General features: G+C 60.0%; 22 protein-coding genes. 17 read left to right on the top strand and 5 right to left on the bottom strand.

The genetic code is table 11. The annotated features are described in order from the left end of the window. Complete coding sequence (locus tag AC1RDQ_RS07190; protein WP_492586833.1) at positions 1 to 768, top strand: TerB family tellurite resistance protein; 768 nt, start codon at positions 1 to 3, stop codon at positions 766 to 768. Between the two features lie 137 nt (positions 769 to 905). Here AC1RDQ_RS07190 and AC1RDQ_RS07195 read toward each other — a convergent pair whose 3' ends face one another. Continuing rightward, entirely contained in the window at positions 906 to 1,895 is a 990-nt protein-coding gene (locus AC1RDQ_RS07195; RefSeq protein WP_492586834.1) for an alpha/beta hydrolase family protein, read from the bottom strand. A gap of 73 nt (positions 1,896 to 1,968) precedes the next feature. Here AC1RDQ_RS07195 and AC1RDQ_RS07200 point away from each other — a divergent pair, with 73 nt between their 5' ends. The 10 genes from AC1RDQ_RS07200 (at position 1,969) to trpE (ending at position 14,528) form a co-directional block, all read left to right on the top strand. Further along, positions 1,969 to 4,365, top strand: coding sequence for a PAS domain-containing sensor histidine kinase (locus AC1RDQ_RS07200; protein WP_492586836.1), 2,397 nt, complete (start codon positions 1,969 to 1,971; stop codon positions 4,363 to 4,365). A 92-nt stretch (positions 4,366 to 4,457) separates the two neighbouring features. Then, positions 4,458 to 5,111 (top strand): response regulator, encoded by a 654-nt coding sequence (locus AC1RDQ_RS07205; RefSeq protein ID WP_191622237.1) that lies wholly within the window; start codon positions 4,458 to 4,460, stop codon positions 5,109 to 5,111. A 358-nt stretch (positions 5,112 to 5,469) separates the two neighbouring features. Beyond that, positions 5,470 to 6,594, top strand: a complete 1,125-nt coding sequence (locus tag AC1RDQ_RS07210; protein ID WP_046039490.1) for an ABC transporter ATP-binding protein — start codon at positions 5,470 to 5,472, stop codon at positions 6,592 to 6,594. 48 nt (positions 6,595 to 6,642) lie between these two features. Continuing rightward, positions 6,643 to 7,686, top strand: coding sequence for an ABC transporter substrate-binding protein (locus AC1RDQ_RS07215; protein WP_057713080.1), 1,044 nt, complete (start codon positions 6,643 to 6,645; stop codon positions 7,684 to 7,686). A 214-nt stretch (positions 7,687 to 7,900) separates the two neighbouring features. After that, a complete protein-coding gene (locus AC1RDQ_RS07220; protein ID WP_007980201.1) occupies positions 7,901 to 9,148 on the top strand; it encodes an ABC transporter permease in 1,248 nt (415 codons plus the stop codon). A gap of 12 nt (positions 9,149 to 9,160) precedes the next feature. Next, positions 9,161 to 9,985 (top strand): ABC transporter permease, encoded by an 825-nt coding sequence (locus AC1RDQ_RS07225; protein ID WP_007980200.1) that lies wholly within the window; start codon positions 9,161 to 9,163, stop codon positions 9,983 to 9,985. A gap of 238 nt (positions 9,986 to 10,223) precedes the next feature. After that, positions 10,224 to 11,372, top strand: coding sequence for an iron-containing alcohol dehydrogenase (locus AC1RDQ_RS07230; protein ID WP_057713081.1), 1,149 nt, complete (start codon positions 10,224 to 10,226; stop codon positions 11,370 to 11,372). 115 nt (positions 11,373 to 11,487) lie between these two features. Then, entirely contained in the window at positions 11,488 to 12,162 is a 675-nt protein-coding gene (gene rpe, locus AC1RDQ_RS07235; RefSeq protein WP_007980198.1) for a ribulose-phosphate 3-epimerase, read from the top strand. Next, on the top strand, positions 12,159 to 12,977 hold the full coding sequence (locus AC1RDQ_RS07240) for a phosphoglycolate phosphatase (RefSeq protein ID WP_057713082.1): 819 nt from the start codon (positions 12,159 to 12,161) through the stop codon (positions 12,975 to 12,977). The genes rpe and AC1RDQ_RS07240 overlap by 4 nt, the downstream gene beginning before the upstream one ends. A gap of 69 nt (positions 12,978 to 13,046) precedes the next feature. Beyond that, positions 13,047 to 14,528 carry an anthranilate synthase component I gene (gene trpE, locus AC1RDQ_RS07245; RefSeq protein WP_429522215.1) on the top strand — a complete coding sequence of 494 codons (1,482 nt, stop codon included), beginning with the start codon at positions 13,047 to 13,049 and terminating at the stop codon, positions 14,526 to 14,528. 217 nt (positions 14,529 to 14,745) lie between these two features. Here trpE and estP read toward each other — a convergent pair whose 3' ends face one another. Next, positions 14,746 to 16,656, bottom strand: a complete 1,911-nt coding sequence (gene estP, locus AC1RDQ_RS07250) for an esterase EstP (protein ID WP_492586838.1) — start codon at positions 16,654 to 16,656, stop codon at positions 14,746 to 14,748. A 408-nt stretch (positions 16,657 to 17,064) separates the two neighbouring features. Between estP and AC1RDQ_RS07255 the strand changes: the two genes are divergently transcribed. The 4 genes from AC1RDQ_RS07255 (at position 17,065) to AC1RDQ_RS07270 (ending at position 20,395) form a co-directional block, all read left to right on the top strand. Next, positions 17,065 to 17,658, top strand: coding sequence for an aminodeoxychorismate/anthranilate synthase component II (locus AC1RDQ_RS07255; RefSeq protein ID WP_007906885.1), 594 nt, complete (start codon positions 17,065 to 17,067; stop codon positions 17,656 to 17,658). A 9-nt stretch (positions 17,659 to 17,667) separates the two neighbouring features. Beyond that, a complete protein-coding gene (trpD, locus tag AC1RDQ_RS07260) occupies positions 17,668 to 18,717 on the top strand; it encodes an anthranilate phosphoribosyltransferase (protein WP_057713085.1) in 1,050 nt (349 codons plus the stop codon). Then, positions 18,714 to 19,550: an indole-3-glycerol phosphate synthase TrpC gene (gene trpC / locus AC1RDQ_RS07265; RefSeq protein WP_492586840.1), complete on the top strand. Its 837-nt coding sequence runs from the start codon at positions 18,714 to 18,716 to the stop codon at positions 19,548 to 19,550. Before trpD ends, trpC begins: the two co-directional genes overlap by 4 nt. 143 nt (positions 19,551 to 19,693) lie before the next feature. Beyond that, the gene (locus AC1RDQ_RS07270; RefSeq protein ID WP_492586842.1) at positions 19,694 to 20,395 is read left to right on the top strand and encodes a lipoate--protein ligase family protein; all 702 of its coding nucleotides are present in this window, start codon (positions 19,694 to 19,696) and stop codon (positions 20,393 to 20,395) included. A 10-nt stretch (positions 20,396 to 20,405) separates the two neighbouring features. Here AC1RDQ_RS07270 and crp read toward each other — a convergent pair whose 3' ends face one another. Further along, a complete protein-coding gene (gene crp, locus AC1RDQ_RS07275; protein WP_057713088.1) occupies positions 20,406 to 21,050 on the bottom strand; it encodes a cAMP-activated global transcriptional regulator CRP in 645 nt (214 codons plus the stop codon). A 228-nt stretch (positions 21,051 to 21,278) separates the two neighbouring features. On the opposite strand from crp, the gene AC1RDQ_RS07280 reads away from it, so the two are divergent. Then, complete coding sequence (locus AC1RDQ_RS07280) at positions 21,279 to 21,701, top strand: OsmC family protein (RefSeq protein WP_008061600.1); 423 nt, start codon at positions 21,279 to 21,281, stop codon at positions 21,699 to 21,701. A gap of 239 nt (positions 21,702 to 21,940) precedes the next feature. Beyond that, the gene (speD, locus tag AC1RDQ_RS07285) at positions 21,941 to 22,732 is read left to right on the top strand and encodes an adenosylmethionine decarboxylase (RefSeq protein WP_057713089.1); all 792 of its coding nucleotides are present in this window, start codon (positions 21,941 to 21,943) and stop codon (positions 22,730 to 22,732) included. 172 nt (positions 22,733 to 22,904) lie between these two features. Here speD and coq7 read toward each other — a convergent pair whose 3' ends face one another. Continuing rightward, complete coding sequence (coq7, locus tag AC1RDQ_RS07290) at positions 22,905 to 23,552, bottom strand: 2-polyprenyl-3-methyl-6-methoxy-1,4-benzoquinone monooxygenase (protein ID WP_008051652.1); 648 nt, start codon at positions 23,550 to 23,552, stop codon at positions 22,905 to 22,907. Between the two features lie 225 nt (positions 23,553 to 23,777). Further along, positions 23,778 to 24,116, bottom strand: coding sequence for a histidine triad nucleotide-binding protein (locus AC1RDQ_RS07295; protein WP_057713090.1), 339 nt, complete (start codon positions 24,114 to 24,116; stop codon positions 23,778 to 23,780). Between the last annotated feature and the right edge of the window lie 53 nt (positions 24,117 to 24,169).

A 24,169-nucleotide genomic window follows, 5' to 3' on the forward strand; every position in this document is an offset into this window, starting at 1 on the left:
ATGCTGTGGCCAGGGACTCTGATCGGAGCCGGAGCAGGCTTTGCCATAGCCAGCATTCCGGGGGCCATTCTCGGCGCGTTGTTGGGGCAGGCGCTGGACCGGCGCTTGCACCTGCAGAGTTGGGGGCATTTGCTGGAAAAGCTTGGTGGTCGTCCGGTGCTGCGCAACGATGAGTTGCTCTTCGTGCTACTGGGACGTCTGGCGAAGTGCGACGGGCGGGTGGTGGATGGCCACATCCAGCAGGCCCGGGCGGAAATGCGCTCGCTGGAAATGTCCGAGCCGGCCCAGCGTCGAGCGATTGCCGCGTTCAATCGTGGCAAATCGGGCAATGACCGCCTGCGCGGTTATCTGCGTCGCCTGAGTGCCCAGCCCCATGCGGCGGAAGGTGTGTTGCGCGCCTGCTGGCGAATGGTCTGGGCCGATGGTCGTGCCGGCAGCAGTGAACGTCAATTGATCGGCCAATGGGGCAAATGGCTGGGCTGGACGCCCCATCAGGTGCAGGCGTTGGCCCACGACTATGAGCCGCAGAAACGGCCATTGGGCAACAGTGTGCCAAGTTATCAGGACGCGTTGAGGCTTTTGGGGGTGTCGGCCACCACTGAACCGGCGCAGATCAAGCGTGCATACCGGCGCCTGCTCAGTCGTCATCATCCGGACAAGATTGCCGGCAGTGGCGCGACGGCGATGCAGGTGCGTGAGGCCACCGAGCGAACGCGTGAACTGCATAACGCCTATACGCTGATTCGGGAGCGGCGGGATTTTCGCTAGCCCGGAAAACTCGCTTCGCCAGTGATACCGCTATCGCGAGCAAGCTCGCTCCCACAGGTTTATGTCGTCCGCAATTTTGTGATCGGCATAAAACCTGTGGGAGCGTGGCTTGCCCGCGATGAAGGCGCCTCGGTCTGTCAGCCCGCCGGGTTCTGCGGATTCAACCAACCCCGCACTCGACGGAACAGTTGCTCCTGTTCGGCCTTGGTATCCGGCAACGCCTTGAGTGCGACCTGGTTGAATGCCGACGTTTTCACCCGTTTGTTGGCCTGCAGACGGGCTAGCGCCGCATTGCGATCCAGCGGCTTGTCCATGTAGAAGATGTCGGCGGTCGGCAGTTTCAGATTCGGCGCCAGCTCATCCAGCTCGGGTTTCGCTTGAGCAGGTGTCTGCGCTGCGACCATGAGGAAGCGCTCGACTTGCGAAGGCTGCTTCTCGCTTAAATAGCGCGCCGCCCAATAAGCGCCGGTGCCATGCCCCAACACCACGATACTGCGGGCGCTTTGCTGTTCGGCGAATGCAATTGCGGCGTCGATCCGGGCGAAGATGCGCTCGGCATCTGCCTTGGACTGTTCTTCGGTGGTTTCGATGACGGCCTTGTCGGCCACATCGGCCTCGCCTCCGGCCACCTGTTCGATAGGGGCTGCGGTGGTCGAGTCTTTACTGCCGGTTTCGGCGGGCTTGGTAGCCGGCGCTGCTTCCACGGTTCGTGGCGCAATGGCGTCGCTTTGCAGGTCCGGCAAGGTGATACTCAGGCTGCTCCACTCGGCATCCGGTAATTTGCGCCGCAAAGGGCCGATCGCTTGCGGCCAGTCAACGGTTTCACCGGCGCCCGGGATGATAATCACCGCGCCTTTAGGTTCGGCGGTATTGGCCGGTTTCCACAAGGCCAGAAAGGTGTCGGAGCCTGCTTGCAGTTGTTGCTGTTCCTGAGCCGGGATTTTTCGCTCAAGTGCAGTCGCTTCTTCCTGACTACGCTCAGGCAGCGGCTGACGTTCGAGTGATTTTTCTTCGGCGGTTTTTTCCTCCGCGGCGGGCGCCGGGTCGGCCGCCTTGACGGAAAAAGCGCAAGGCAGGATCAGCGACAGGCACAATGCTGGCAGTGCCAGGCGGTAGACAGAGGGCATCGGGTATTCCAGGCCAGAAGTTGTTCCGGCAGCCTAATGGGTTGGTCAGTATTTGTCAGTGTGTGAGAGTTCAATGATGCTTTTTCGCTGCCTGTGGGTTATCGGCTGTTTGTGGTTTCCCTTGATGGGCTGGGCGGCCGCCGCGCCCCCGGCGCCCGCTGCCCAACTGTCCCCGGAACAACGGCACTGGCTGGCGCAGCAGGGCGAGTTGCGGGTCGGCGTGGTGTTGCAGGCGCCCTATGCGCAATACGATCGCCGCTTGCAGCGCCTGTCCGGGGTGAACGTCGAGTTGATGAAGTGGCTCGCAAAAAACCTCAATGTCGAACTGAGCTGGCGCAATTTTCCCGATCTTGAGCAATTGGAAGCCGCGGCCCGCGAGGGCGAAATCGACATCGCTCCGGGGTTGACCCAGACCCCTGGCGGGCTGCGCCTCTGGCAGTTTTCCGACCCCTACATGCGGGTGCCGCAATTGGTGGTCAGCGATCAGAAAAGCGCTGGCGCGGTCGAGCTGGAAAAACTCGACAGCCAGACCCGCGTCGCCGTGCGCATGCCCAGTGCCATCGCCGATTACCTGCGCAGCAACTACCCGCACCTGAATCTGCAAGGCGTACCGATGGAGCGCCAGGCATTGCAATTATTGGCGGGCCAGCAGGCGGCTTATGCGGTGGTCGATGAGGCGCAGCTGGGACGCTTGTCGGTCGAACCGGAGTTCGCCGGATTGGTGGTGGTGGGGGATGTCGGCCTGCCGCAGTTGCTGCGGGTGGCCACGCGCCGTGACAAACCGGAACTGGCGGGCATTGTCGAAAGTGCATTGCGGGCGATCCCGGCCAAGGATCTGGAGCAACTGCACAATCAATGGCTGCAGCCCAAGTATCCGCGGCTCACCGAGTCGCCGGGGTTTTGGCAGAACCTCTGCCTGCTGCTGGCCGTGCTGGTGATGAGTTGCATGGTCATCGTGGTCTGGCAGCGTCGCCAGCAGCACAACCTGGAGCAGCGCCTGTTGGCCGCGCAGGAAGACATTGCCTTGCGCGCCGCCAGCGAAGAGGCCTTGCGGCTCACCCAGTTTTCCATCGACCAGAGCACCGTCGGCATCCTCTGGGTCAACTGGGACAGCCATGTGCGCTACGCCAACCGCGCGGCGGAAAGCATGCTGGGCTATCCGGCCGGAGGGATCATCGATCGGCCCCTGATCGATTTCGAGCCTGGCCTGCACATGGACCGTTGGCTGAACCTGTGGAAGCGCGCCCGGGCCAGTGAGGAGGGCCCGCAAAGTTTCGAATCCAATTGCGTGCGGGCCGATGGCAGCATCCTGCCGGCCGATGTCTCGTTGAGTTTCCTGCGCTTTCGCGATGGCGAATACCTGGTGGTTTACCTCAACGATGTCACCGAGCGGCGCCGCGCCCTGGCGGCCTTGCAGGAAAGCGAGGCGCGGCTGCAAGGCATCGCCGCCAACGTTCCGGGACTGGTTTTCCGGCTGGAGCGGGCGCCAGTAACCGGTCAGATCGACTTTGCCTACATCAGCGAAGGCAGCGAAAGCCTGGTGGGTTACTCGCCGGCCACGCTGGCGCATCGCGATAAAGGCCTGCGCAGCCTCGTGCATCCGGATGACAAGGTCAGCTATCACCAGACCCAGGATCATGCGCTGGATACCGACAGCGACTGGTCGTGGCAGGGGCGAATCCTCACGCGTCAGGGCGAGCAGCGTTGGGCGGAAATCAAGGCCATCACCCGCCGGCTGGAAGACGGCGCCTATGTTTGGGACGGGATCGTCTGGGACATCAGCGAGAGCAAGCGCATCGAAATTGAACTGGCCAGCTCCCGGGAACAACTGCGTGAGTTGTCCGCGCACCTAGAAAGCGTGCGCGAAGAAGAAAAAGCGCGCATTGCCCGGGAAGTTCACGACGAATTGGGGCAGATGCTCACCGTGTTGAAGCTGGAAACGTCCATGTGCGAACTGGCGTACGCCCAGCTCGACCCTGGCCTTAACGAGCGCTTGAACAGCATGAAGCGCTTGATCGCTCAATTGTTTCAGCTGGTCCGTGATGTGGCCACGGCATTGCGACCGCCGATTCTCGACGCAGGTATCGCCTCGGCCATTGAATGGCAGGCCCGCCGGTTCGAGGCGCGCACGCAGATCCCGTGTCTGGTGCAGGTGCCGGACAATTTGCCAGTGCTCAGCGATGCGAAGGCAATCGGCCTGTTTCGAATCCTTCAGGAGGCGCTGACCAATGTCATGCGGCACGCCCAGGCGCATACTGTTGAACTGACACTGACCCTTGAAGGCAACGAATTGTGTCTGACGGTCAGCGATGATGGCGTAGGATTTGTCGCCGCGCCTGGCAGGCCAACGTCCTTTGGGATCGTCGGCATGCGTGAGCGGGTGTTGATCCTGGGCGGCGAGTTGTCGCTGGAGAGTGAGCCGGGTGAGGGGACGACGTTAGAAGTGCGAGTACCTCTGGACGAAGCCTGAAGAATTTGTGGTGTCTGTGCTGACGCCTTCGCGAGCAAGCTCGCTCCCACAGGGGAAACGTATTCCAAATGTGGGAGCGAGCCTGCTCGCGAATGATCTTGAACCTGGAGAAGAACGTGATCCGTGTACTGGTAGCCGAAGACCACACCATTGTCCGCGAAGGCATCAAGCAGTTGATCGGCCTGGCCAAGGACTTGCTGGTGGTGGGGGAGGCGAGCAATGGCGAGCAGTTGCTCGACACCTTGCGTAATGTGCCTTGCGAAGTGGTGTTGCTGGACATCTCCATGCCGGGCGTCAACGGCCTGGAAGCGATTCCGCGGATTCGCGCCCTGAACAATCCGCCGGCGATCCTGGTGCTGTCGATGCACGATGAAGCGCAAATGGCCGCCCGGGCGCTGAAGGTCGGGGCTGCCGGTTATGCGACCAAGGACAGCGATCCGGCACTGTTGCTGACGGCCATTCGCAAAGTGGCGTCAGGCGGGCGTTACATCGACCCGGAACTGGCCGACCGCATGGTTTTCGAGGTCGGTCTTACCGACTCGCGTCCATTGCACTCGTTGCTCTCCGAGCGCGAATTTTCCGTGTTCGAACGCCTGGCCCAAGGCGCCAACGTGAACGACATCGCCCAGCAACTGGCGTTGAGCAGCAAGACCATCAGCACCCACAAGGCGCGGCTGATGCAGAAGCTCAACATCACCTCGCTGGCGGAACTGGTGAAGTACGCGATGGAACACAAGCTCCTCTAAAGCACATCGCTGTACCTGTGGGAGCGAGCTTGCTCGCGATAGCGGCGGGTCATTCAGCATCGATGTTGAATGTGATGCTGCCATCGCGAGCAAGCTCGCTCCCACAGGGATCTCCATCAAGTATCCGATTACCGGCATATCCAAAAGCGACATGTTTTTGCAGCGGCTTTGCCGATTCTTGCGGCTTGCAGCTTGAAGCGTGCTGCTGCCCTATCCATCCCCGCCATCCTTGTAGGGAAATCCCTACCCCCAACCTTCCATCCGGCTGAGGCGAATCTCTCTTGCGCCCCGATTTGCGCGGTCCCCAGCGTCCACTAGGCTTAACCCCACAGCAGTCATCAATAACAAAGGTGTGGGTATGAGCCAGGTCGATTCAAGCGCAGGGGCCAATGATGTTCTGGTCAGCTTTCGTGGAGTGCAGAAGAGCTACGACGGCGAGAACCTGATCGTCAAGGACCTCAACCTGGATATTCGCAAGGGCGAATTCCTCACATTGCTCGGGCCGTCCGGCTCCGGCAAGACCACCAGCCTGATGATGCTCGCCGGCTTCGAAACGCCGACCGCGGGCGAAATCCTGTTGGCCGGGCGCGCCATCAACAACGTGCCGCCGCACAAGCGTGACATCGGCATGGTGTTCCAGAACTACGCGCTGTTCCCGCACATGACGGTGGCCGAGAACCTGGCGTTCCCGCTGACCGTGCGTGGCATGAACAAGAGCGACGTCAGTGCACGGGTCAAGCGCGTGCTGAGCATGGTCCAGCTCGATGCCTTCGCCCAGCGCTACCCGGCGCAGCTCTCCGGTGGTCAGCAACAGCGTGTGGCATTGGCCCGTGCGCTGGTGTTCGAGCCGCAACTGGTGCTGATGGACGAACCCCTCGGCGCACTCGACAAGCAGCTGCGTGAACACATGCAGATGGAGATCAAGCACCTGCACCAGCGCCTGGGCGTGACTGTGGTCTACGTGACCCACGATCAGGGCGAAGCCTTGACCATGTCCGACCGCGTGGCGGTGTTCCATCAGGGCGAAATCCAGCAGATCGCTCCGCCGCGCACCCTCTACGAAGAGCCGAAAAACACCTTCGTCGCCAACTTCATCGGCGAGAACAACCGCCTCAATGGCCGCCTGCACAGCCAAACCGGCGACCGTTGCATTGTGGAACTCGGGCGCGGCGAGAAAGTGGAAGCCTTGGCGGTCAATGTTGGCCAGACCGGCGAGCCGGTGACCCTGTCCATTCGTCCGGAGCGAGTGAGCCTCAACGGCTCCAGCGACCAATGCGTCAACCGCTTCTCCGGGCGAGTCGAGGAATTCATCTATCTGGGCGACCACGTCCGGGTTCGCATGGAAGTCTGCGGCAAGACCGACTTCTTCGTGAAACAGCCAATTGCCGAGCTTGATCCCTCGCTCGCCGTCGGCGATGTGGTACCGCTTGGCTGGCAGGTCGAGCACGTTCGCGCGCTCGATCCACTTTTAGAGGCGCATTGATCGCCCCGGCAACACCAACACCAACCCTGCACGTGGAGAGAACAATAAATGTTGAGATCCCTGAAATTCACCGCTTTGGCACTGGGCATGATGGGCGCGGCACACGCAATGGCGGCCGGCCCGGATCTGACCGTGGTGTCCTTTGGCGGTGCGAACAAGGCGGCTCAGGTCAAAGCCTTCTACGCACCTTGGGAAGCGGCAGGCAACGGCAAGATCGTGGCCGGCGAGTACAACGGCGAAATGGCCAAGGTCAAGGCCATGGTCGACACCAAGAGCGTGTCCTGGGATCTGGTAGAGGTTGAATCGCCGGAACTGTCCCGTGGTTGCGACGAAGACATGTTCGAGCAACTGGACCCGGCGCTGTTCGGCAAGACCGAAGACTACGTCAAGGGCGCCATCCAGCCTTGCGGCGTGGGTTTCTTCGTGTGGTCGACCGTGCTGGCCTACAACGCCGACAAACTGAAATCCGCACCGACCAGCTGGGTGGACTTCTGGGACACCAAGCAGTTCCCGGGCAAGCGTGGCCTGCGTAAGGGCGCCAAGTACACCCTGGAATTCGCACTGATGGCCGACGGCGTTGCGCCGAAAGACGTCTACAAAGTGCTGGCTGGCAAGGACGGTCAGGACCGCGCGTTCAAGAAGCTCGATGAGCTCAAGCCGAACATCCAGTGGTGGGAAGCTGGCGCACAACCGCCGCAATACCTCGCTTCCGGTGACGTGGTCATGAGTTCGGCCTACAACGGTCGTATCGCTGCCGTGCAGAAAGAAAGCAACCTGAAAGTCGTTTGGAACGGCGGCATCTACGACTTTGACGCATGGGCCATTCCAAAAGGTCTGGATGCCAAACGTGCCGAAGCGGCGAAGAAATTCATCGCCTTCTCGGTACAGCCACAGCAGCAGAAGACCTACTCGGAAAACATCGCCTACGGCCCGGCCAACACCCAAGCCGTGCCGCTGCTGGCCAAGGATGTTCTGAAAGACATGCCGACCACCCCGGAAAACATTGCCAACCAGGTGCAGATCGACGTCAGCTTCTGGGCTGACAACGGCGAGCAACTGGAGCAGCGCTTCAATTCCTGGGCTGCGAAATAAGCAGAGGGCTCGCCCTCCTGTGAGGGCGAGCTTTTGTGGCGAGGGAGCTTGCCCCCGTTCGGCTGCGTAGCAGTCGTAAAACCATTGCATGCGGTGCATCTGATGCATCGGGAATGCAGGTTTCGGGGTCGCTACGCGACCCAACGGGGGCAAGCCCCCCCGCCACAAGTTCGCTCCCACATTAACGATTGATCAAAGATTTGCGGAGTACGTCATGGCTATCGCCGTTCCCCTGAACGAGGGCACCAGCCCCACCTTGAAGCAGCGGCTCAAGCACGCCGAGCGGGTCAACCGCTGGAAGGCCCAGGCGTTGATCGCGCCGCTGGTGCTGTTTCTGTTGCTGGTGTTCCTGGTGCCGATCGTGGCGCTGCTCTACAAAAGCGTTGGCAACCCGGAAGTGGTCGGCGGCATGCCGCGCACCGTGACTGCCATCGCCAGTTGGGACGGCCGTGGCCTGCCCGCTGAACCGGTTTACAAAGCAGCGGCCGAAGACCTCGCCGAGGCTCGCAAGAATCAGACCCTGGGCGATCTGTCCAAGCGCCTGAACATGGAACTGGCCGGCTATCGCAGCCTGCTGACCAAAACGGCCCGCGCCTTGCCGCTTGCCACTGAACCGGCCTCCTATAAAGAAGCGCTGGAAGGCCTCGATGAGCGTTGGGGCGACCCGGCCTACTGGCAAGCGGTGCGCCGCAACACCAGCAGCATCACCCCGTATTACCTGCTGGCGGCTGTCGATCACCGCATCGACGACCTCGGCGAAATCGCCCCGGCCACCCCGGACCAGGCGATCTACCTCGACATCTTCGCCCGCACCTTCTGGATGGGCCTGATCATCACCGTGATCTGCCTGGTGCTGGCGTATCCTCTGGCTTACCTGCTGGCGAACCTGCCATCGCGCCAGAGCAACCTGCTGATGATTCTGGTGCTGTTGCCGTTCTGGACCTCGATCCTGGTACGAGTCGCGGCGTGGATCGTGTTGCTGCAATCGGGTGGCCTGATCAACAGCGGCCTGATGGCCATGGGCATCATCGATAAGCCGATCGAGTTGGTGTTCAACCGCGTCGGTGTCTACATCTCGATGGTGCACATCCTGCTGCCGTTCATGATCCTGCCGATCTACAGCGTGATGAAAGGCATCTCGCCGACCTACATGCGCGCCGCGATTTCCCTCGGCTGCCATCCGTTTGCCAGCTTCTGGCGGGTGTACTTCCCGCAGACCTATGCCGGTGTCGGCGCCGGTTGCCTGTTGGTGTTCATCCTCGCCATCGGCTACTACATCACCCCGGCATTGCTGGGCAGCCCGAACGACCAAATGGTCAGCTACTTTGTCGCCTTCTACACCAACACCAGCATCAACTGGGGCATGGCGACCGCACTTGGTGGGCTGCTGTTGCTCGCGACGGTCGTGCTTTATCTGATTTACAGCTGGCTGGTAGGCGCAAGCCGCCTGCGCCTGAGCTAAGGGGAGAACGAAATGCTGAGTCCTTATATGTCGCCCATCGAACGGGTGTGGTTCTACAGCTTGCGGATTCTCTGCGGCTTGATTCTGTTGTTCCTGATCCTGCCGGTGCTGGTGATCATTCCGCTGTCGTTCAACTCCGGCAGTTTCCTGGTGTACCCGCTGCAAGGCTTCTCATTGCAGTGGTATCACGATTTCTTCGCCTCGGCGGAATGGATGCGCGCCCTGAAGAACAGCATCATCGTCGCCCCGGCGGCTACGGTGCTGGCCATGGTCTTCGGTACGCTGGCGGCCATCGGCCTGACCCGTGGCGACTTTCCCGGCAAGGCGCTGGTGATGGCGCTGGTGATTTCACCGATGGTGGTGCCGGTGGTGATCATCGGTGTGGCCAGTTATCTGTTCTTTGCTCCGTTGGGATTGGGTAACAGCTTCTTCTCGCTGATCGTGGTGCATGCGGTGTTGGGTGTGCCGTTCGTGATCATTACCGTGTCGGCGACCTTGCAGGGGTTCAACCACAACCTGGTACGGGCTGCTGCGAGCCTGGGCGCTTCGCCGCTGACCACGTTCCGCCGGGTGACCTTGCCACTGATTGCGCCGGGCGTGATCTCCGGGGCGCTGTTTGCCTTTGCGACTTCGTTCGATGAAGTGGTGGTGACGCTGTTCCTCGCCGGCCCAGAGCAAGCGACCCTGCCACGGCAGATGTTCAGCGGCATCCGCGAAAACCTCAGCCCGACCATCGCCGCGGCAGCGACGCTGCTGATTGCCTTCTCGGTGATCCTGTTGCTGACCCTGGAATGGTTGCGTGGGCGTAGCGAGAAACTGCGAACTGCGCAGGTCTGAAGCCACACACCGATCCACTGCAACTTGTAGGAGCGAGCTTGCTCGCGATGGTCGCCAACGATAACGCGGGCCTTCTGAATGCCCGCGTCGCTCTCAGGTTCATCGCGAGCAGGCTCGCTCCTACAGGTGTTTTGTGTGGTTTCGGGACTCTCCGGTCATTCATGACCTGAATACCAGCCAACTCCAAATCCCCAGCTACTATTGTGCCCAGCTCCCCTATCTATAAGAGGCTGCGCACATGAGTCTTTCCTCTTTCAAAATCGCTCACAAACTGATCACCGGCGCAGGTGCCATCGAGCAGCTGGCCGCTGAGCTGACACGCCTGGACATCGACAATCCGCTGATCGTCACCGACGTCGCCCTGGTCAAGTCCGGCACGGTAGAACTGGCACTGGCGCAGTTGGGTGGCCGCTCCTACGAAATCTTCGACCGTGTGCTGCCGGACCCGGAAATCGCCATCGTCGAAGATTGCATGCAGGTTTACCGCGACGGCGGGCATGATGGGCTGATCGGCCTGGGCGGCGGGAGTGCCATCGACATTGCCAAGAGCGTGGCAGCCTACGCCGGGTACCACGGTGCGCTGGAGGATCTGTTCGGTATCGATCAGGTCCCGCGCAAAGGCCCGCCGCTGATTGCCATCCCGACCACAGCCGGCACCGGCTCGGAAGTGACCAACGTCGCTATCCTTTCCGACAAGGTCGCGCAACTGAAGAAAGGCATTGTCAGCGACTACCTGTTGCCGGACGTGGCGCTGGTCAGCCCGCAAATGACCCTGACCTGTCCACGCAGCGTCACGGCGGCCAGCGGTGTCGATGCACTGGTGCACGCTATCGAGTCTTATCTGTCGGTCAACGCCTCGCCGATTACCGATTCCCTGGCTATCGGCGCCATCAAGCTGATCGCCAAGGCTTTGCCCAAGGCCTACGCCAACCCGTCGAACCTGCAAGCCCGGGAAGACATGGCCACTGCCAGCCTGATGGCCGGCATGGCGTTCGGCAACGCCGGCGTTGGCGCGGTGCATGCGCTGGCGTATCCGCTGGGCGGGCGCTTCAACATTGCCCATGGGGTCAGCAATGCCTTGCTACTGCCCTATGTCATGACCTGGAACAAGATGGCCTGCATCGAACGCATGCAGGATATCGCAGAGGCCATGGGCGTGAAGACCGCTCATTTGAGTCTCAACGAAGCGGCCGACAAGGCCGTGCAAGCCATGACCGAACTGTGTGCCGCCGTGGAAATTCCCCAGGGCCTGCGCAGTTTCGGTGTGCCCGAGGACGCCATCCCGTCCATGGCCGTGGAAGCAGCGGGGATCGAGCGCTTGATGCGCAACAATCCGCGCAAGTTGAGTGCCGTCGATATCGAAAAGATCTATCGCGCGGCGTACTAGAGCCATTGCCGTTGATGGATGATGGCAAGGTCCAATCATCGCGCTCACGGTGCGCGCGTCAAAGCATGAGGTATACAATGCGCGCCATCGTGATTCTGCTCAGTAAAGGTGCGTCATGCAGCCCTTCGTAATTGCTCCGTCGATTCTCTCCGCCGACTTCGCCCGCCTGGGTGAAGAAGTGGACAACGTCCTGGCCGCCGGCGCCGATTTCGTGCACTTCGATGTCATGGACAATCACTACGTGCCAAACCTGACCATCGGCCCGATGGTTTGCTCGGCACTGCGTAAGTACGGCGTGACCGCGCCGATCGACGCGCACCTGATGGTCAGCCCGGTGGACCGCATCGTGGGCGACTTCATCGAAGCCGGCGCGACTTACATCACCTTCCACCCGGAAGCCACCCAACACGTCGACCGTTCCCTGCAACTGATCCGCGAAGGCGGCTGCAAGTCGGGCCTGGTGTTCAACCCGGCAACCCCGCTGGACGTGCTCAAGTACGTGATGGACAAGGTCGACATGATCCTGCTGATGAGCGTCAACCCGGGCTTCGGCGGGCAGAAGTTCATCCCTGGCACCCTCGACAAATTGCGCGAAGCGCGGGCGCTGATCGATGCTTCGGGCCGTGACATTCGCCTGGAAATCGACGGCGGCGTGAACGTGAACAACATTCGCGAAATCGCTGCGGCTGGCGCTGATACCTTCGTCGCCGGCTCGGCCATCTTCAATGCGCCGAACTATCAGGAAGTCATCGACAAGATGCGTTCCGAACTGGCGCTGGCTCGCCCATGAGTGGTTTTGAGCAGCTGTTCCCGGGGCAACTGCCGCGGCTGGTGATGTTCGATCTGGACGGTACGTTGATCGACTCGGTCCCGGACCTGGCAGTGGCTGTGGACAAGATGCTGCTCAAACTCGGTCGCCAATCCGCCGGTCTGGAAGCAGTGCGCGAATGGGTCGGCAATGGCGCGCCGGTGCTGGTGCGTCGGGCGCTGGCTGGCGGTCTTGATCATGCTGCGGTCGATAACGACGAGGCCGAACGGGCGCTGGAGTATTTCATGCAGGCTTATGGCGAGAGCCATGAGTTGACCGTGGTTTACCCCGGCGTTCGCGACACCCTCAAATGGCTGCAGAAGCAGGGCGTCGAGATGGCGCTGATCACCAACAAGCCGGAGCGTTTCGTCGCGCCGCTGCTGGATCAGATGAAAATCGGCCGTTATTTCCGCTGGATCATCGGCGGTGACACCCTGCCACAGAAAAAACCCGATCCGGCCGCGCTGTTCTTCGTGATGAAAATGGCCAATATTCCGGCTTCTCAGTCGTTGTTCGTTGGCGATTCGCGCAGCGATGTGCTGGCGGCGAAAGCGGCGGGAGTCAAGTGCGTAGCCCTGAGCTACGGCTATAACCACGGCCGACCGATCGCGGAAGAATCGCCGGCGCTGGTGATCGACGACCTGCGCAAACTAATTCCCGGTTGCCTGGATCCGGCCGCTGAGATAACGTTGGCCGACGCTGTCAAACCCCCTTCTGGAAACGCCATCGTGGTGGTCACTCGCAAACTCTGGATGAAAGTCATCAAGGCCCTGGCCCGCTGGCGTTGGCGCGCCTGACTTGATCCTGGCCGGTTTCCGGCGCGTTTGCATACCTGACTGTTCGATCCTCAAGCCACGAGGCACCTCATGATCCGCGAAGAATTCCTGCGTTTGGCCGCTGCCGGCTACAACCGCATCCCGCTTGCCTGCGAAACCCTGGCCGACTTCGACACACCGCTGTCGATCTACCTGAAGCTGGCCGACGAGCCCAATTCCTACTTGCTGGAGTCCGTACAGGGCGGCGAGAAGTGGGGCCGTTACTCGATCATCGGCCTGCCGTGCCGTACCGTGCTGCGGGTTCACGATCATCACGTCAGCGTGACCGTCGATGGCGTCGAGACCGAAAGCCACGATGTGGAAGACCCGCTGGCCTTCGTCGAAACCTTCAAGGCTCGCTACAACGTGCCGACCATTGCCGGCCTGCCGCGTTTCAACGGCGGCCTGGTGGGTTACTTCGGCTATGACTGCGTGCGTTATGTGGAAAAGCGCTTGGGCAAGTGCCCGAACCCGGACCCGCTGGGCGTACCGGACATTCTGCTGATGGTGTCCGACGCCGTGGTGGTGTTCGACAACCTGGCCGGCAAGATGCACGCCATCGTCCTGGCCGACCCGTCCCAGGATGACGCCTTCGAGCAAGGTCAGGCACGCCTGGAAGAGTTGCTGGAAAGACTCCGTCAACCAATCACCCCACGCCGTGGCCTGGACTTCAGCAAGCAACAATCGGCTGACCCGGTGTTCCGCTCCAGTTTCACCCAGGACGATTACGAAAAAGCCGTCGACACCATCAAGGAATACATCCTGGCCGGCGACTGCATGCAGGTCGTGCCGTCCCAGCGCATGTCGATCGATTTCAAGGCGGCGCCGATCGATCTGTATCGCGCGCTACGCTGCTTCAACCCGACGCCTTACATGTACTTCTTCAACTTCGGCGACTTCCACGTCGTCGGCAGTTCGCCGGAAGTACTGGTACGGGTCGAAGACAACCTGATCACCGTGCGCCCGATTGCCGGCACCCGTCCACGGGGAGCCAATGAAGAGGCAGACCTGGCGCTGGAAGAAGACCTGCTGTCGGACGACAAGGAAATCGCCGAACACTTGATGCTGATCGACCTCGGTCGTAACGACACCGGTCGCGTATCGGAAATCGGCTCGGTGAAGCTCACCGAGAAGATGGTCATCGAGCGTTATTCCAACGTGATGCACATTGTGTCCAACGTCACCGGGCAATTGAAGTCCGGGCTGACGGCGATGGATGCACTGCGGGCGATTCTGCCGGCAGGCACCTTGTCCGGTGCGCCGAAGATTCGCGCGATGGAAATCATCGACGAACTGGAGCCTGTCAAGCGTGGCGTCTACGGTGGTGCGGTCGGTTACTTTGCCTGGAACGGCAACATGGACACCGCCATTGCGATCCGCACGGCGGTGATCAAGAACGGCGAGCTGCATGTACAGGCCGGTGGCGGCATCGTCGCCGACTCGGTGCCAGCGCTGGAATGGGAAGAAACCCTGAACAAGCGCCGCGCGATGTTCCGTGCCGTTGCCCTGGCCGAACAGACCCCGGAAAGCTGAGTTCACCGCTAACCTTGTGGCGAGGGAGCTTTTGTGGCGAGGGGGCTTGCCCCCGTTCGGCTGCGAAGCAGTCGCAAACGCTGTCGACTCGATAAGGCTGAAAGAATGCAAGGGGTCGCTTTGCGACCCAACGGGGGCAAGCCCCCTCGCCACAAAATGTATTCACTCAAAAAAACGCGGCGCCTGTGAGGGCGCCGCGTTTTTTATTGCCTGCACATCAGAAGTCCAGCGCAACACCTACGTTGATGCCTTGTTGGGTGAAGTCGTCGTCCTTGCGAATGTTATAGCTGGCGCGCAGTGCCAGGTCCTTGGTGAGGTTGTGGCTCACCCCCAGGTTCACACGCTGCAAGTGACTTTGCGGGGTGTAGCCTTCCAGCATGAACTGGTTGTTCGGCAGGCTGTTGAGGTTGATGTCCACGTCCTGGGTGTCGTCGTTGTACTCACGCTCGATTGCCGCTTCGCCGAACACCTGGGTTTGCGGGGTGATCTGGTATTTGCCCTGCAGGCCAGCGCCCAGGCGCCGGGAAATACGCTCCTGATCGGCAAAGGTCAGCGCCGTGGAATTGTTGCCGTCCTCCGAGTAACCATCGACTTGTACCTTGGAGAAGTCGGCGCTGACAAACGGCGACAGGTGCCAGGGGCTGCTGGCTTGTTGCGCAATGTCGTAACCCACGCGTGCGCTGAAGGCTTCGACGTAGCCGCTGGTATCGCCTTTTTCGCCGCGTTCGTTGACGCCCAGCTGGAATTTACGCTTGAGGCTGTCGTAATCCAGATGCCCGGCCGTCAACGCCGCGTCAGCCCACACACGGTTTTGCTGGTACTGGGCGAATGCCGTGCCCAGGTAAGTGTTGAGCTTGTAGTCGGAGTCGTTGTTGCCGGCTTCGAGTTCCTGGTTATAGAAACCGGCGACCAGACCAACACGCCAGGCATCGTCGAGACGATAGCTGCCGCCGATGTTCAGGTTGGCGCCGTTGCCGTCGGCGCTTGCCATGCTGTCCTGACCGTCAAAGTCCTGATGCTGTCCGCCGCCGGAAACAATGGCTCGCCATTGGCCGACACCCTGCCAGTTTTCCCAATCGGCCAGCCACTGGTTGCGCAATTCATCCTGATGCGCGCGCACGGTGCCCTGGGCCATTTCCGGCAACAGGGTCAGCTCCCACGGCGCCGCCAGCAGGGAGTACGCGTAATCGGCGATCAGGCGCTGCCCGGCTTCGGTGGGGTGTACCGAGTCGTTGTAGATCAGCTTGGTCGGGTCCGGCGTGGCGCTGTTGATGCCGTAGCGGGCGTTCTCGGTGCAACCGTTGCCGCTGAAGCAGGTGGTGATGAGGTTCTGGTCGGTGGCCAGGCCAAACTGTGCCGGGTTGGCGAACGTCTCTTTGAGCAATACCGGAATGTTCAGCGGGATGACTTCGGCATTGATGTTTTGCAGTCGGCTTACCAGTTCAGTGTTGAACTGGGCGCTGAGCTGGGACGTGAACGCTTGCAGCGGGGTGCCGTTGAATGCGGGGGTAAAGCCGATATCGGGTAGCAACCAGACCATGACGTATCTGGCGCCGGCGGTTTGCAGCGTCTGCACGCTATCGGCCAGGCGGTCGGCGGCGGCACTGGCCTGTGGCAGGCTGGTGACGCGTCCTTGCAAGAAGTCGTTACCGCCACCTGACAGGTAATACAGTGCGTTCGGGTCGGCACGGAAGTTATTGGATGGAAGATAGCCGGCCCGGGTGCGTTCGCCGGTGGCGGAGGTGCTGGTAATCGAATCAAGAATCTGGTCGGTACGGTAGCCGCCTACAGCCCAGTTGTTACCATCGGGCTGGCCGTTGTTGGCGCGTACCGCCGAAGATGATGAAGCGGTCTGGTCCGCCGAGAACCCCAGTTTTCCGCCCAGAATCTGTGTGGAGTTGAGCGAGCGGACTTCGCCGCTGCCATCCAGGTACACCGGCCCGGTCCGGTTGGTGAAGCGCTGCGTCGCCCCGGCAGGCCCGCCCGTGTCGGCAAAGGTCCCTGCATCGTTGAGGCTGTCCCCGAAGACAACGAAATTTGTATAAGGATTAGGTGCGGCGTTCGCCTGGGCGCATGCGATCGCGAGCAAGCATCCTGCGAGCGGTACAAACAACGTCTGTTTGATCATGAGCAAGTCCGTTTATTTATTGTTTTAGTGAACGAAACGACAGTACCAAAAACTTCCGGCCTTTTGCCATCTGTCGCGAAGCCTTTGATAGTTTCGCGGGCAGCACCCCCGGTGATATTGCGCGCTCTGCCCAGCTAAGTTACTGTGCCGGGACGTACGAACGAGACCTTCCCCGTGTTGATCATCAGTAAACTCCTGGATCAAGTCATCAAGGCACACGCCCGCTGGCGTTGGCGCGCCTGAATTCTTTTGCCGGCTTCGCCGGACCTGTACCGCTTTGCCTTCTTTACCTGTTTGAAATGCCGCTTTGCTGGCGCTACACCGGCACCTGACAAAGTGCAGCGTTCTGCGGGTAAATCATTCGAAGGCCATCTTTAAAGTCAGTGAATTCAAGAGGTTCTTAACGCCATGTTGCTGATGATCGATAACTACGACTCCTTTACCTACAACGTTGTGCAGTACCTGGGCGAGCTCGGCTCCCAGGTTAAAGTCGTGCGCAACGATGAACTGACCATCGCTGAAATCGAAGCCCTCAACCCTGAACGCATCGTTGTGTCCCCCGGTCCTTGCACCCCGACCGAAGCCGGCATCTCGATTGAAGCGATCAAGCATTTCGCCGGCAAGCTACCGATTCTTGGCGTCTGCCTCGGCCACCAATCCATCGGCCAGGCTTTTGGCGGTGATGTGGTGCGCGCCCGCCAAGTGATGCATGGTAAGACTAGCCCGGTATTTCACGAGGACAAGGGTGTATTCGAAGGCCTGAATCGTCCGCTGACGGTGACCCGCTATCATTCATTGATCGTCAAGCGCGAAACCTTGCCCGATTGCCTGGAGCTGACCGCGTGGACCCAGCTCGAAGACGGCTCGGTCGACGAGATCATGGGCCTGCGTCACAAGACTCTGAACATCGAAGGCGTGCAGTTCCACCCTGAGTCGATCCTCACCGAACAGGGCCACGAACTGTTCGCCAACTTCCTCAAACAAACCGGCGGCACGCGCTAAGGACTTTTCATGAACATCAAGACAGCCCTGAGCCGTATCGTCGATCACCTCGACCTCAGCACCGATGAAATGCGCGATGTCATGCGCGAGATCATGACCGGGCAATGCTCGGATGCGCAGATTGGCGCGTTCATGATGGCCATGCGCATGAAGAGCGAAAGCATCGACGAAATCGTCGGTGCCGTGTCGGTGATGCGCGAACTGGCGGACAAGGTCGAACTCAAGACCCTCGACGGTGTGGTCGATGTGGTGGGCACCGGCGGTGACGGCGCCAATATCTTCAACGTGTCGACCGCTTCCGCTTTCGTGGTTTCGGCGGCCGGTTGTACGGTCGCCAAACACGGCAACCGTGCAGTCTCGGGCAAGAGCGGCAGTGCCGACCTGCTGGAGGCGGCCGGTATCTATCTGAACCTGACGCCGGTGCAGGTGGCGCGCTGCATTGACAATGTTGGTATTGGTTTCATGTTTGCCCAGACTCACCACAGCGCGATGAAATACGCCGCCGGCCCGCGTCGGGATCTGGGTCTGCGTACTTTGTTCAACATGCTCGGCCCGCTTACGAATCCGGCCGGTGTGAAGCATCAGGTGGTCGGCGTATTTACCCAGGCCTTGTGCCGGCCGCTGGCGGAAGTGTTGCAGCGCCTGGGCAGCAAGCATGTGCTGGTGGTGCATTCGAAGGATGGCCTGGACGAATTCAGCCTGGCCGCGCCGACCTTTGTCGCTGAACTGAAGGACGGCCAGGTCACCGAGTATTGGGTCGAACCGGAAGATCTGGGCATGAAGAGCCAGAGCCTGCATGGCCTGGCCGTGGAAAGCCCGGCGGCTTCCCTGGAACTGATTCGCGATGCCCTGGGCAAGCGCAAAACCGAGAACGGCCAGAAAGCCGCCGAAATGATTGTGCTCAATGCCGGTGCCGCACTGTACGCGGCCGACCTTGCCAGCAGCCTGAAAGAAGGCGTTGCCTTGGCGCACGATGCGCTGCACACCGGCCTCGCTCGAGAAAAGCTTGAGGAACTGGGTGCATTTACCGCGGTATTCAAAGTGGAGAATGAGGGATGAGTGTACCGACGGTTCTGGAAAAGATTCTGGCGCGCAAGGTTGAGGAAGTCGCCGAGCGTAGCGCTCGCGTCAGCCTCGCCGAGCTGGAAAACCTGGCCAAGGCGGCCGATGCACCCCGCGGTTTTGCCAAGGCGTTGCTGGCCCAGGCCAAGTTGAAGCAACCGGCAGTCATTGCAGAAATCAAGAAAGCCTCGCCGAGCAAAGGCGTGATCCGCGAGAACTTCGTTCCCGCCGACATCGCCAGAAGCTACGAGAAGGGCGGTGCGACCTGCCTGTCGGTGCTCACCGATATCGATTATTTCCAGGGCGCTGATGCCTACCTGCAGCAGGCCCGTGCGGCATGCAACCTGCCGGTGATCCGCAAGGACTTCATGATCGATCCGTACCAGATCGTCGAAGCCCGGGCCCTGGGGGCCGATTGCGTGCTTTTGATCGTTTCCGCGCTGGATGACGTGAAAATGGCCGAGCTGGCAGCCGTGGCCAAAAGCGTCAACCTCGATGTGCTGGTGGAAGTCCACGACGGCGACGAACTGGAGCGGGCCTTGAAAACCCTCGATACTCCGCTGGTTGGCGTGAACAACCGTAACCTGCACACCTTCGATGTCAGCCTGGAAACCACTCTCGACCTGTTGCCGCGTATCCCGCGTGATCGGCTGGTGATCACCGAGAGCGGCATCCTCAACCGCGCCGATGTCGAGCTGATGGAAATCAGCGACGTCTACGCGTTCCTGGTCGGTGAAGCCTTCATGCGTGCCGAAAGCCCGGGTACCGAGTTGCAGCGTCTGTTCTTCCCTGAGCGCGGTATTCCCGTCAGCGGCTCAACCCTAGACTAAAAAGCATCGCGAGCAAGCTCGCTCCCACAGGGTTTGATGGTGGCCACAAAATCTATGAGCTGCCGGGATCAAATGTGGGAGCGAGCTTGCTCGCGATAGCGGCATAAGAAGCACCACAGACTTTATGTCCTACGGAATACCTTATGACCTCACCTATTTCCCTGACCATCGAAGCCGGCCTGCAAGCCGAACAGGACTTGCTGGCATCGGTATGCGCTGGCGACGCGGAGTTCGGCGTGCTGTTCTGGCAGCCGAGCGATCGGGCGCTGGTCATGCCGCGCCGTTTGAACCGCCTGCCCGGTTTCGAGGCTGCATGTGAAGTGTCGGCGGCGGCAGGTTGGCCGGTGTTGTTGCGTGAAACCGGTGGCGAGCCGGTGCCGCAATCGGCCTCAACGATCAATATCGCACTGGTTTACGCGCCGCCGCGCAGCGAAGGGGATCTGAATCGCATCGAAACCGGTTACCACCGTTTGTGCGATCCGATTTGTCAGTTGCTGGATGAGTTGGGTGGTACTTCGTCCCTGGGTGAAATCGAAGGCGCTTTCTGTGACGGTCGCTTCAACGTCAACCTCGATGGACGCAAAATGGTCGGAACCGCCCAGCGCTGGCGCCAGAGTCAGGGGGGGCAGCGTCCGGTAGGACTGGTGCACGGAGCGATGCTGATCGATAACGAGCGAGCGTCAATGGTCGCCGCGGTCAATCGTTTCAACGAGGCCTGCGGTCTGGAGCAACGGGTACGCGCCGAAAGCCACATCGCGCTGCATGAGAAGTTCGCGGCACCCCATGCACTGGCACGTCTGGACGAACTCTACCGGTTGATGCTGGCGCAGATGTTCAGCGGCTAGGTTTTCGAGCTTATCGCGTACCGAAGACCACCATGGTCTTGCCTTTGACGTCCACCAGGTTGCGTTCTTCCAGATCCTTGAGCACGCGACCGACCATCTCCCGCGAACAACCGACAATCCGCCCGATTTCCTGACGGGTCACCTTGATTTGCATGCCATCGGGGTGCGTCATGGCGTCTGGCTGTTTGCACAGCTCCAGCAGACAGCGGGCGACTCGACCGGTTACATCAAAGAATGCCAGGTCACCGACCTTGCGCGTAGTGTTGCGCAGGCGCTGTGCGATTTGTCCGCTGAGGACGTAAAGAATATCCGGATCCTGCAGGGACAACTCGCGGAACTTCGCGTAGCTGATTTCTGCGACTTCGCATTCAACCTTGGCCCGCACCCAGGCGCTGCGCTCCTGCTCCAGGCCGGCCTGCTCAAACAGACCCAACTCGCCGAAAAAGTCCCCGGGGTTCAGGTAGGAAATGATCATTTCCCGGCCGTCGTCATCTTCGATCAGGATGGTGACTGAGCCTTTGATGATGAAGAACAGCGTTTCCGAGCGGTCGCCGGCACAAATGATGTTGCTCTTGGCCTGATAACGGCGGCGCTGGCAATGCATCAACAGCTTGTCGAGGTTCTTGATCTTGGGGTTGGGGGCAATAGCAACCATGGTTGTATCCCGAAAAGACTGCACGGTGTGTTTGGTTTTTATGAATAGTGAACGCTGGAGTAAAGCTGGCCATGCGCCATTGAATTGGCGTCAGCTTAACAGACACTTCCTGCAATATTCGAGCATTTACCTACAAGGCGGTGGGATATGTCCTAGGACGCCGGGCGCTGTCAATCACGGGGCCTGTGCTAAGCTGGCGACCCTTTTTTATACAGTGGAGTCTTGGCGATGAAGGCACGCATCCAATGGGCTGGCGAAGCCATGTTCCTCGGCGAATCCGGTAGCGGTCATGTCGTGGTCATGGACGGTCCGCCCGATGCCGGCGGACGTAACCTGGGTGTCCGGCCGATGGAAATGTTGCTGCTGGGTGTCGGCGGTTGCAGCAATTTCGATGTGGTCAGCATCCTCAAGAAGTCCCGCCAGGCGGTCGAAAGCTGTGAGGCCTTCCTCGAAGCCGAGCGCGCGACCGAAGATCCAAAGGTGTTCACCAAGATCCACATGCATTTCGTGGTCAAGGGCCGCGGACTGAAAGAAGCCCAGGTCAAACGTGCCATCGAGCTGTCTGCCGAGAAGTATTGCTCGGCCTCGATCATGCTCGGCGCGGCCGGTGTCGAGATTACTCACGACTACGAAATCATCGAGCTCGGTTGAATCGACATTCAACTATCATAAAAGCAGTGCAGACTCTGGCGATCCCAAGCTGACGTCTGCATAATGCGCCACTTTTTTCAGGGTAGTGGCCCGTCAGCCGACAGGCCTCGCACCCGAACAGACAACCAAAATCGCCATCGCGAAGAGGTGTTAACCGTCCTACGCAGGTGCGTTGTTCGCATCTGACGGGCATGCTTGATCACGCGGCCGGGCCGCAAACACATAGAGAGTTTTTAACGGTGAAAAGCAAACTCAAGCTCCACGGGTTCAATAACCTGACAAAGACCTTGAGCTTCAACATCTATGACATCTGCTACGCGGAAACTCCGCAAGACCAGCAGGCTTACGTCGAGTACATCAATAAAGAGTACAACGCGAAACGCCTGACGCAGATCCTCACGGAAGTTGTCGATATCATTGGTGCCAACATCCTGAACATTGCCAGTCAGGACTATGAGCCACAGGGCGCCAGCGTCACGATTCTGATTTCTGAAGAACCGGTGACCCCGACCGATAGCCAGATCGAAGAGTCCCCGGGCCCGTTGCCCGAAATCATCCTGGCCCACCTCGACAAGAGCCACATCACGGTGCACACCTACCCGGAAATCCATCCGGACGACGGCATTGCAACCTTCCGTGTGGACATCGACGTGTCGACTTGCGGGGTCATTTCACCGCTTAAAGCGCTCAACTTCCTGATTCACCAGTTCGATTCGGACATCGTGACCGTGGATTACCGTGTGCGCGGCTTCACCCGTGACGTTGAAGGCAAAAAACACTTCATCGACCACGAGATCAATTCGATCCAGAACTACCTCTCCGATGACACTTACGACGCGTACCAGATGACCGACGTAAACGTGTATCAGGAAAATCTGTTCCACACCAAGATGCTGCTGAAGAACTTCGAACTGGATAACTACCTGTTCGGCGACGCCACCAGCAACCTGTCCTCTGAGCAGCGCGCCCAGGTGACCGAGCGGGTGAAACACGAAATGCTCGAAATCTTCTACGCGCGCAATATGGCGTAAGATTTTCGGACACAAAAAAGGCGACTCCCTCACGGCAGTCGCCTTTTTTATGTCTTGTCCTTGTAGGAGCAAGCTTGCTCGCGATGGACGTTAACGATAACGCGTGTTTTCTGGGTAAACGCGTTGCCCTTAGGTTTATCGCGAGCAAGCTCGCTCCTACAAAAATCTGAAATCAGATCCGATAAGTACTCTTGGTCATCACCTTGGCCATCAGGCTCATCCCGAACTTCACCGGTGCCGGAAAGCGGAACCCGCCAGCATCCAGCGCACTTTCGGCATGCTGTTCTTCATCGATGCGCATCTGCTCAAGAATCGCCCGGGATTTTTCATCCTCGGCCGGCAATTGCTCCAGATGTTCGTTCAGGTGTTTGCACACCTGGTCTTCCGTTGCCGCAACGAACCCCAGGCTGACTTTGTCGCTGATCAGGCCGGCCACTGCGCCAATCCCGAACGACATGCCATAAAACAGCGGGTTGAGGATACTGGTGTGGCTACCCAGTTGATGGATGCGTTGTTCGCACCAGACCAGGTGATCGATTTCTTCTTCGGCGGCATGCTCCATCGCAGCGCGCACTTGCGGCAGCTTGGCGGTCAGCGCCTGTCCCTGGTACAGCGCCTGGGCGCAGACTTCGCCGGTGTGGTTGATGCGCATCAGGCCGGCAACGTGGCGCGTGTCTTCGTCGCTCATTTTCGCATCCGGCTGCACGATGGCGGGCGACGGACGGTACGGCTGGCCGCTGAAGGGCAGCAGTGTGCGCATCGCGGCATCGGCTTGCAGCAGAAGGCGGTCAATTGGCGAGTAGTGACGTTGGGTTGTCATGCTGACCTCCGGGGGAATTTCGGCGGCCAGTTTAACCCAATCGGCCGGGGAAGGTTTGCGCTGGGTCATTGTGATGCAGAGACTGTGACAGTGTCGTGATGCCTTTTGTGGGAGCGGGCTTGCTCGCGAAGAGGGTCTGACATTCAGCATCCATGCTGGCTGATACTCCGTCTTCGCGATCAAGTCGGGTCGCCGCACCGCCGCTCCCACAGGGGGAAGCAGTAATCAGCCCGGCGGCCAGTGCATCTGGCGCTGACCCAGTACGTGCATATGTATGTGATAGACAGTTTGCCCACCCAGTTCATTGCAGTTCATGACGACGCGGAAGCCGTCTTCGCAACCCAGTTCCTTTGCCAGGCGCTGGGCGGTGAACAGGATGTGCCCCGCCAATGTCTTGTCGTCCTCGGTCAGGTCGTTCAGGGTGCGAACGGGTTTCTTCGGGACCACCAGGAAATGTACCGGTGCCTGTGGGGCAATGTCGTGGAAGGCCAGAACCTGGTCGTCCTCGTAAATGATCTTCGCCGGGATTTCCCGGTTGATGATCTTGGTGAACAGAGTATCCACAGCTGTTTTCTCCGTTGTTTGGGCTGGCCTGAGTGTACTCATGGCGTATGCCT

The organism is Pseudomonas sp. GW823-FHT02E01 (assembly GCF_058797535.1).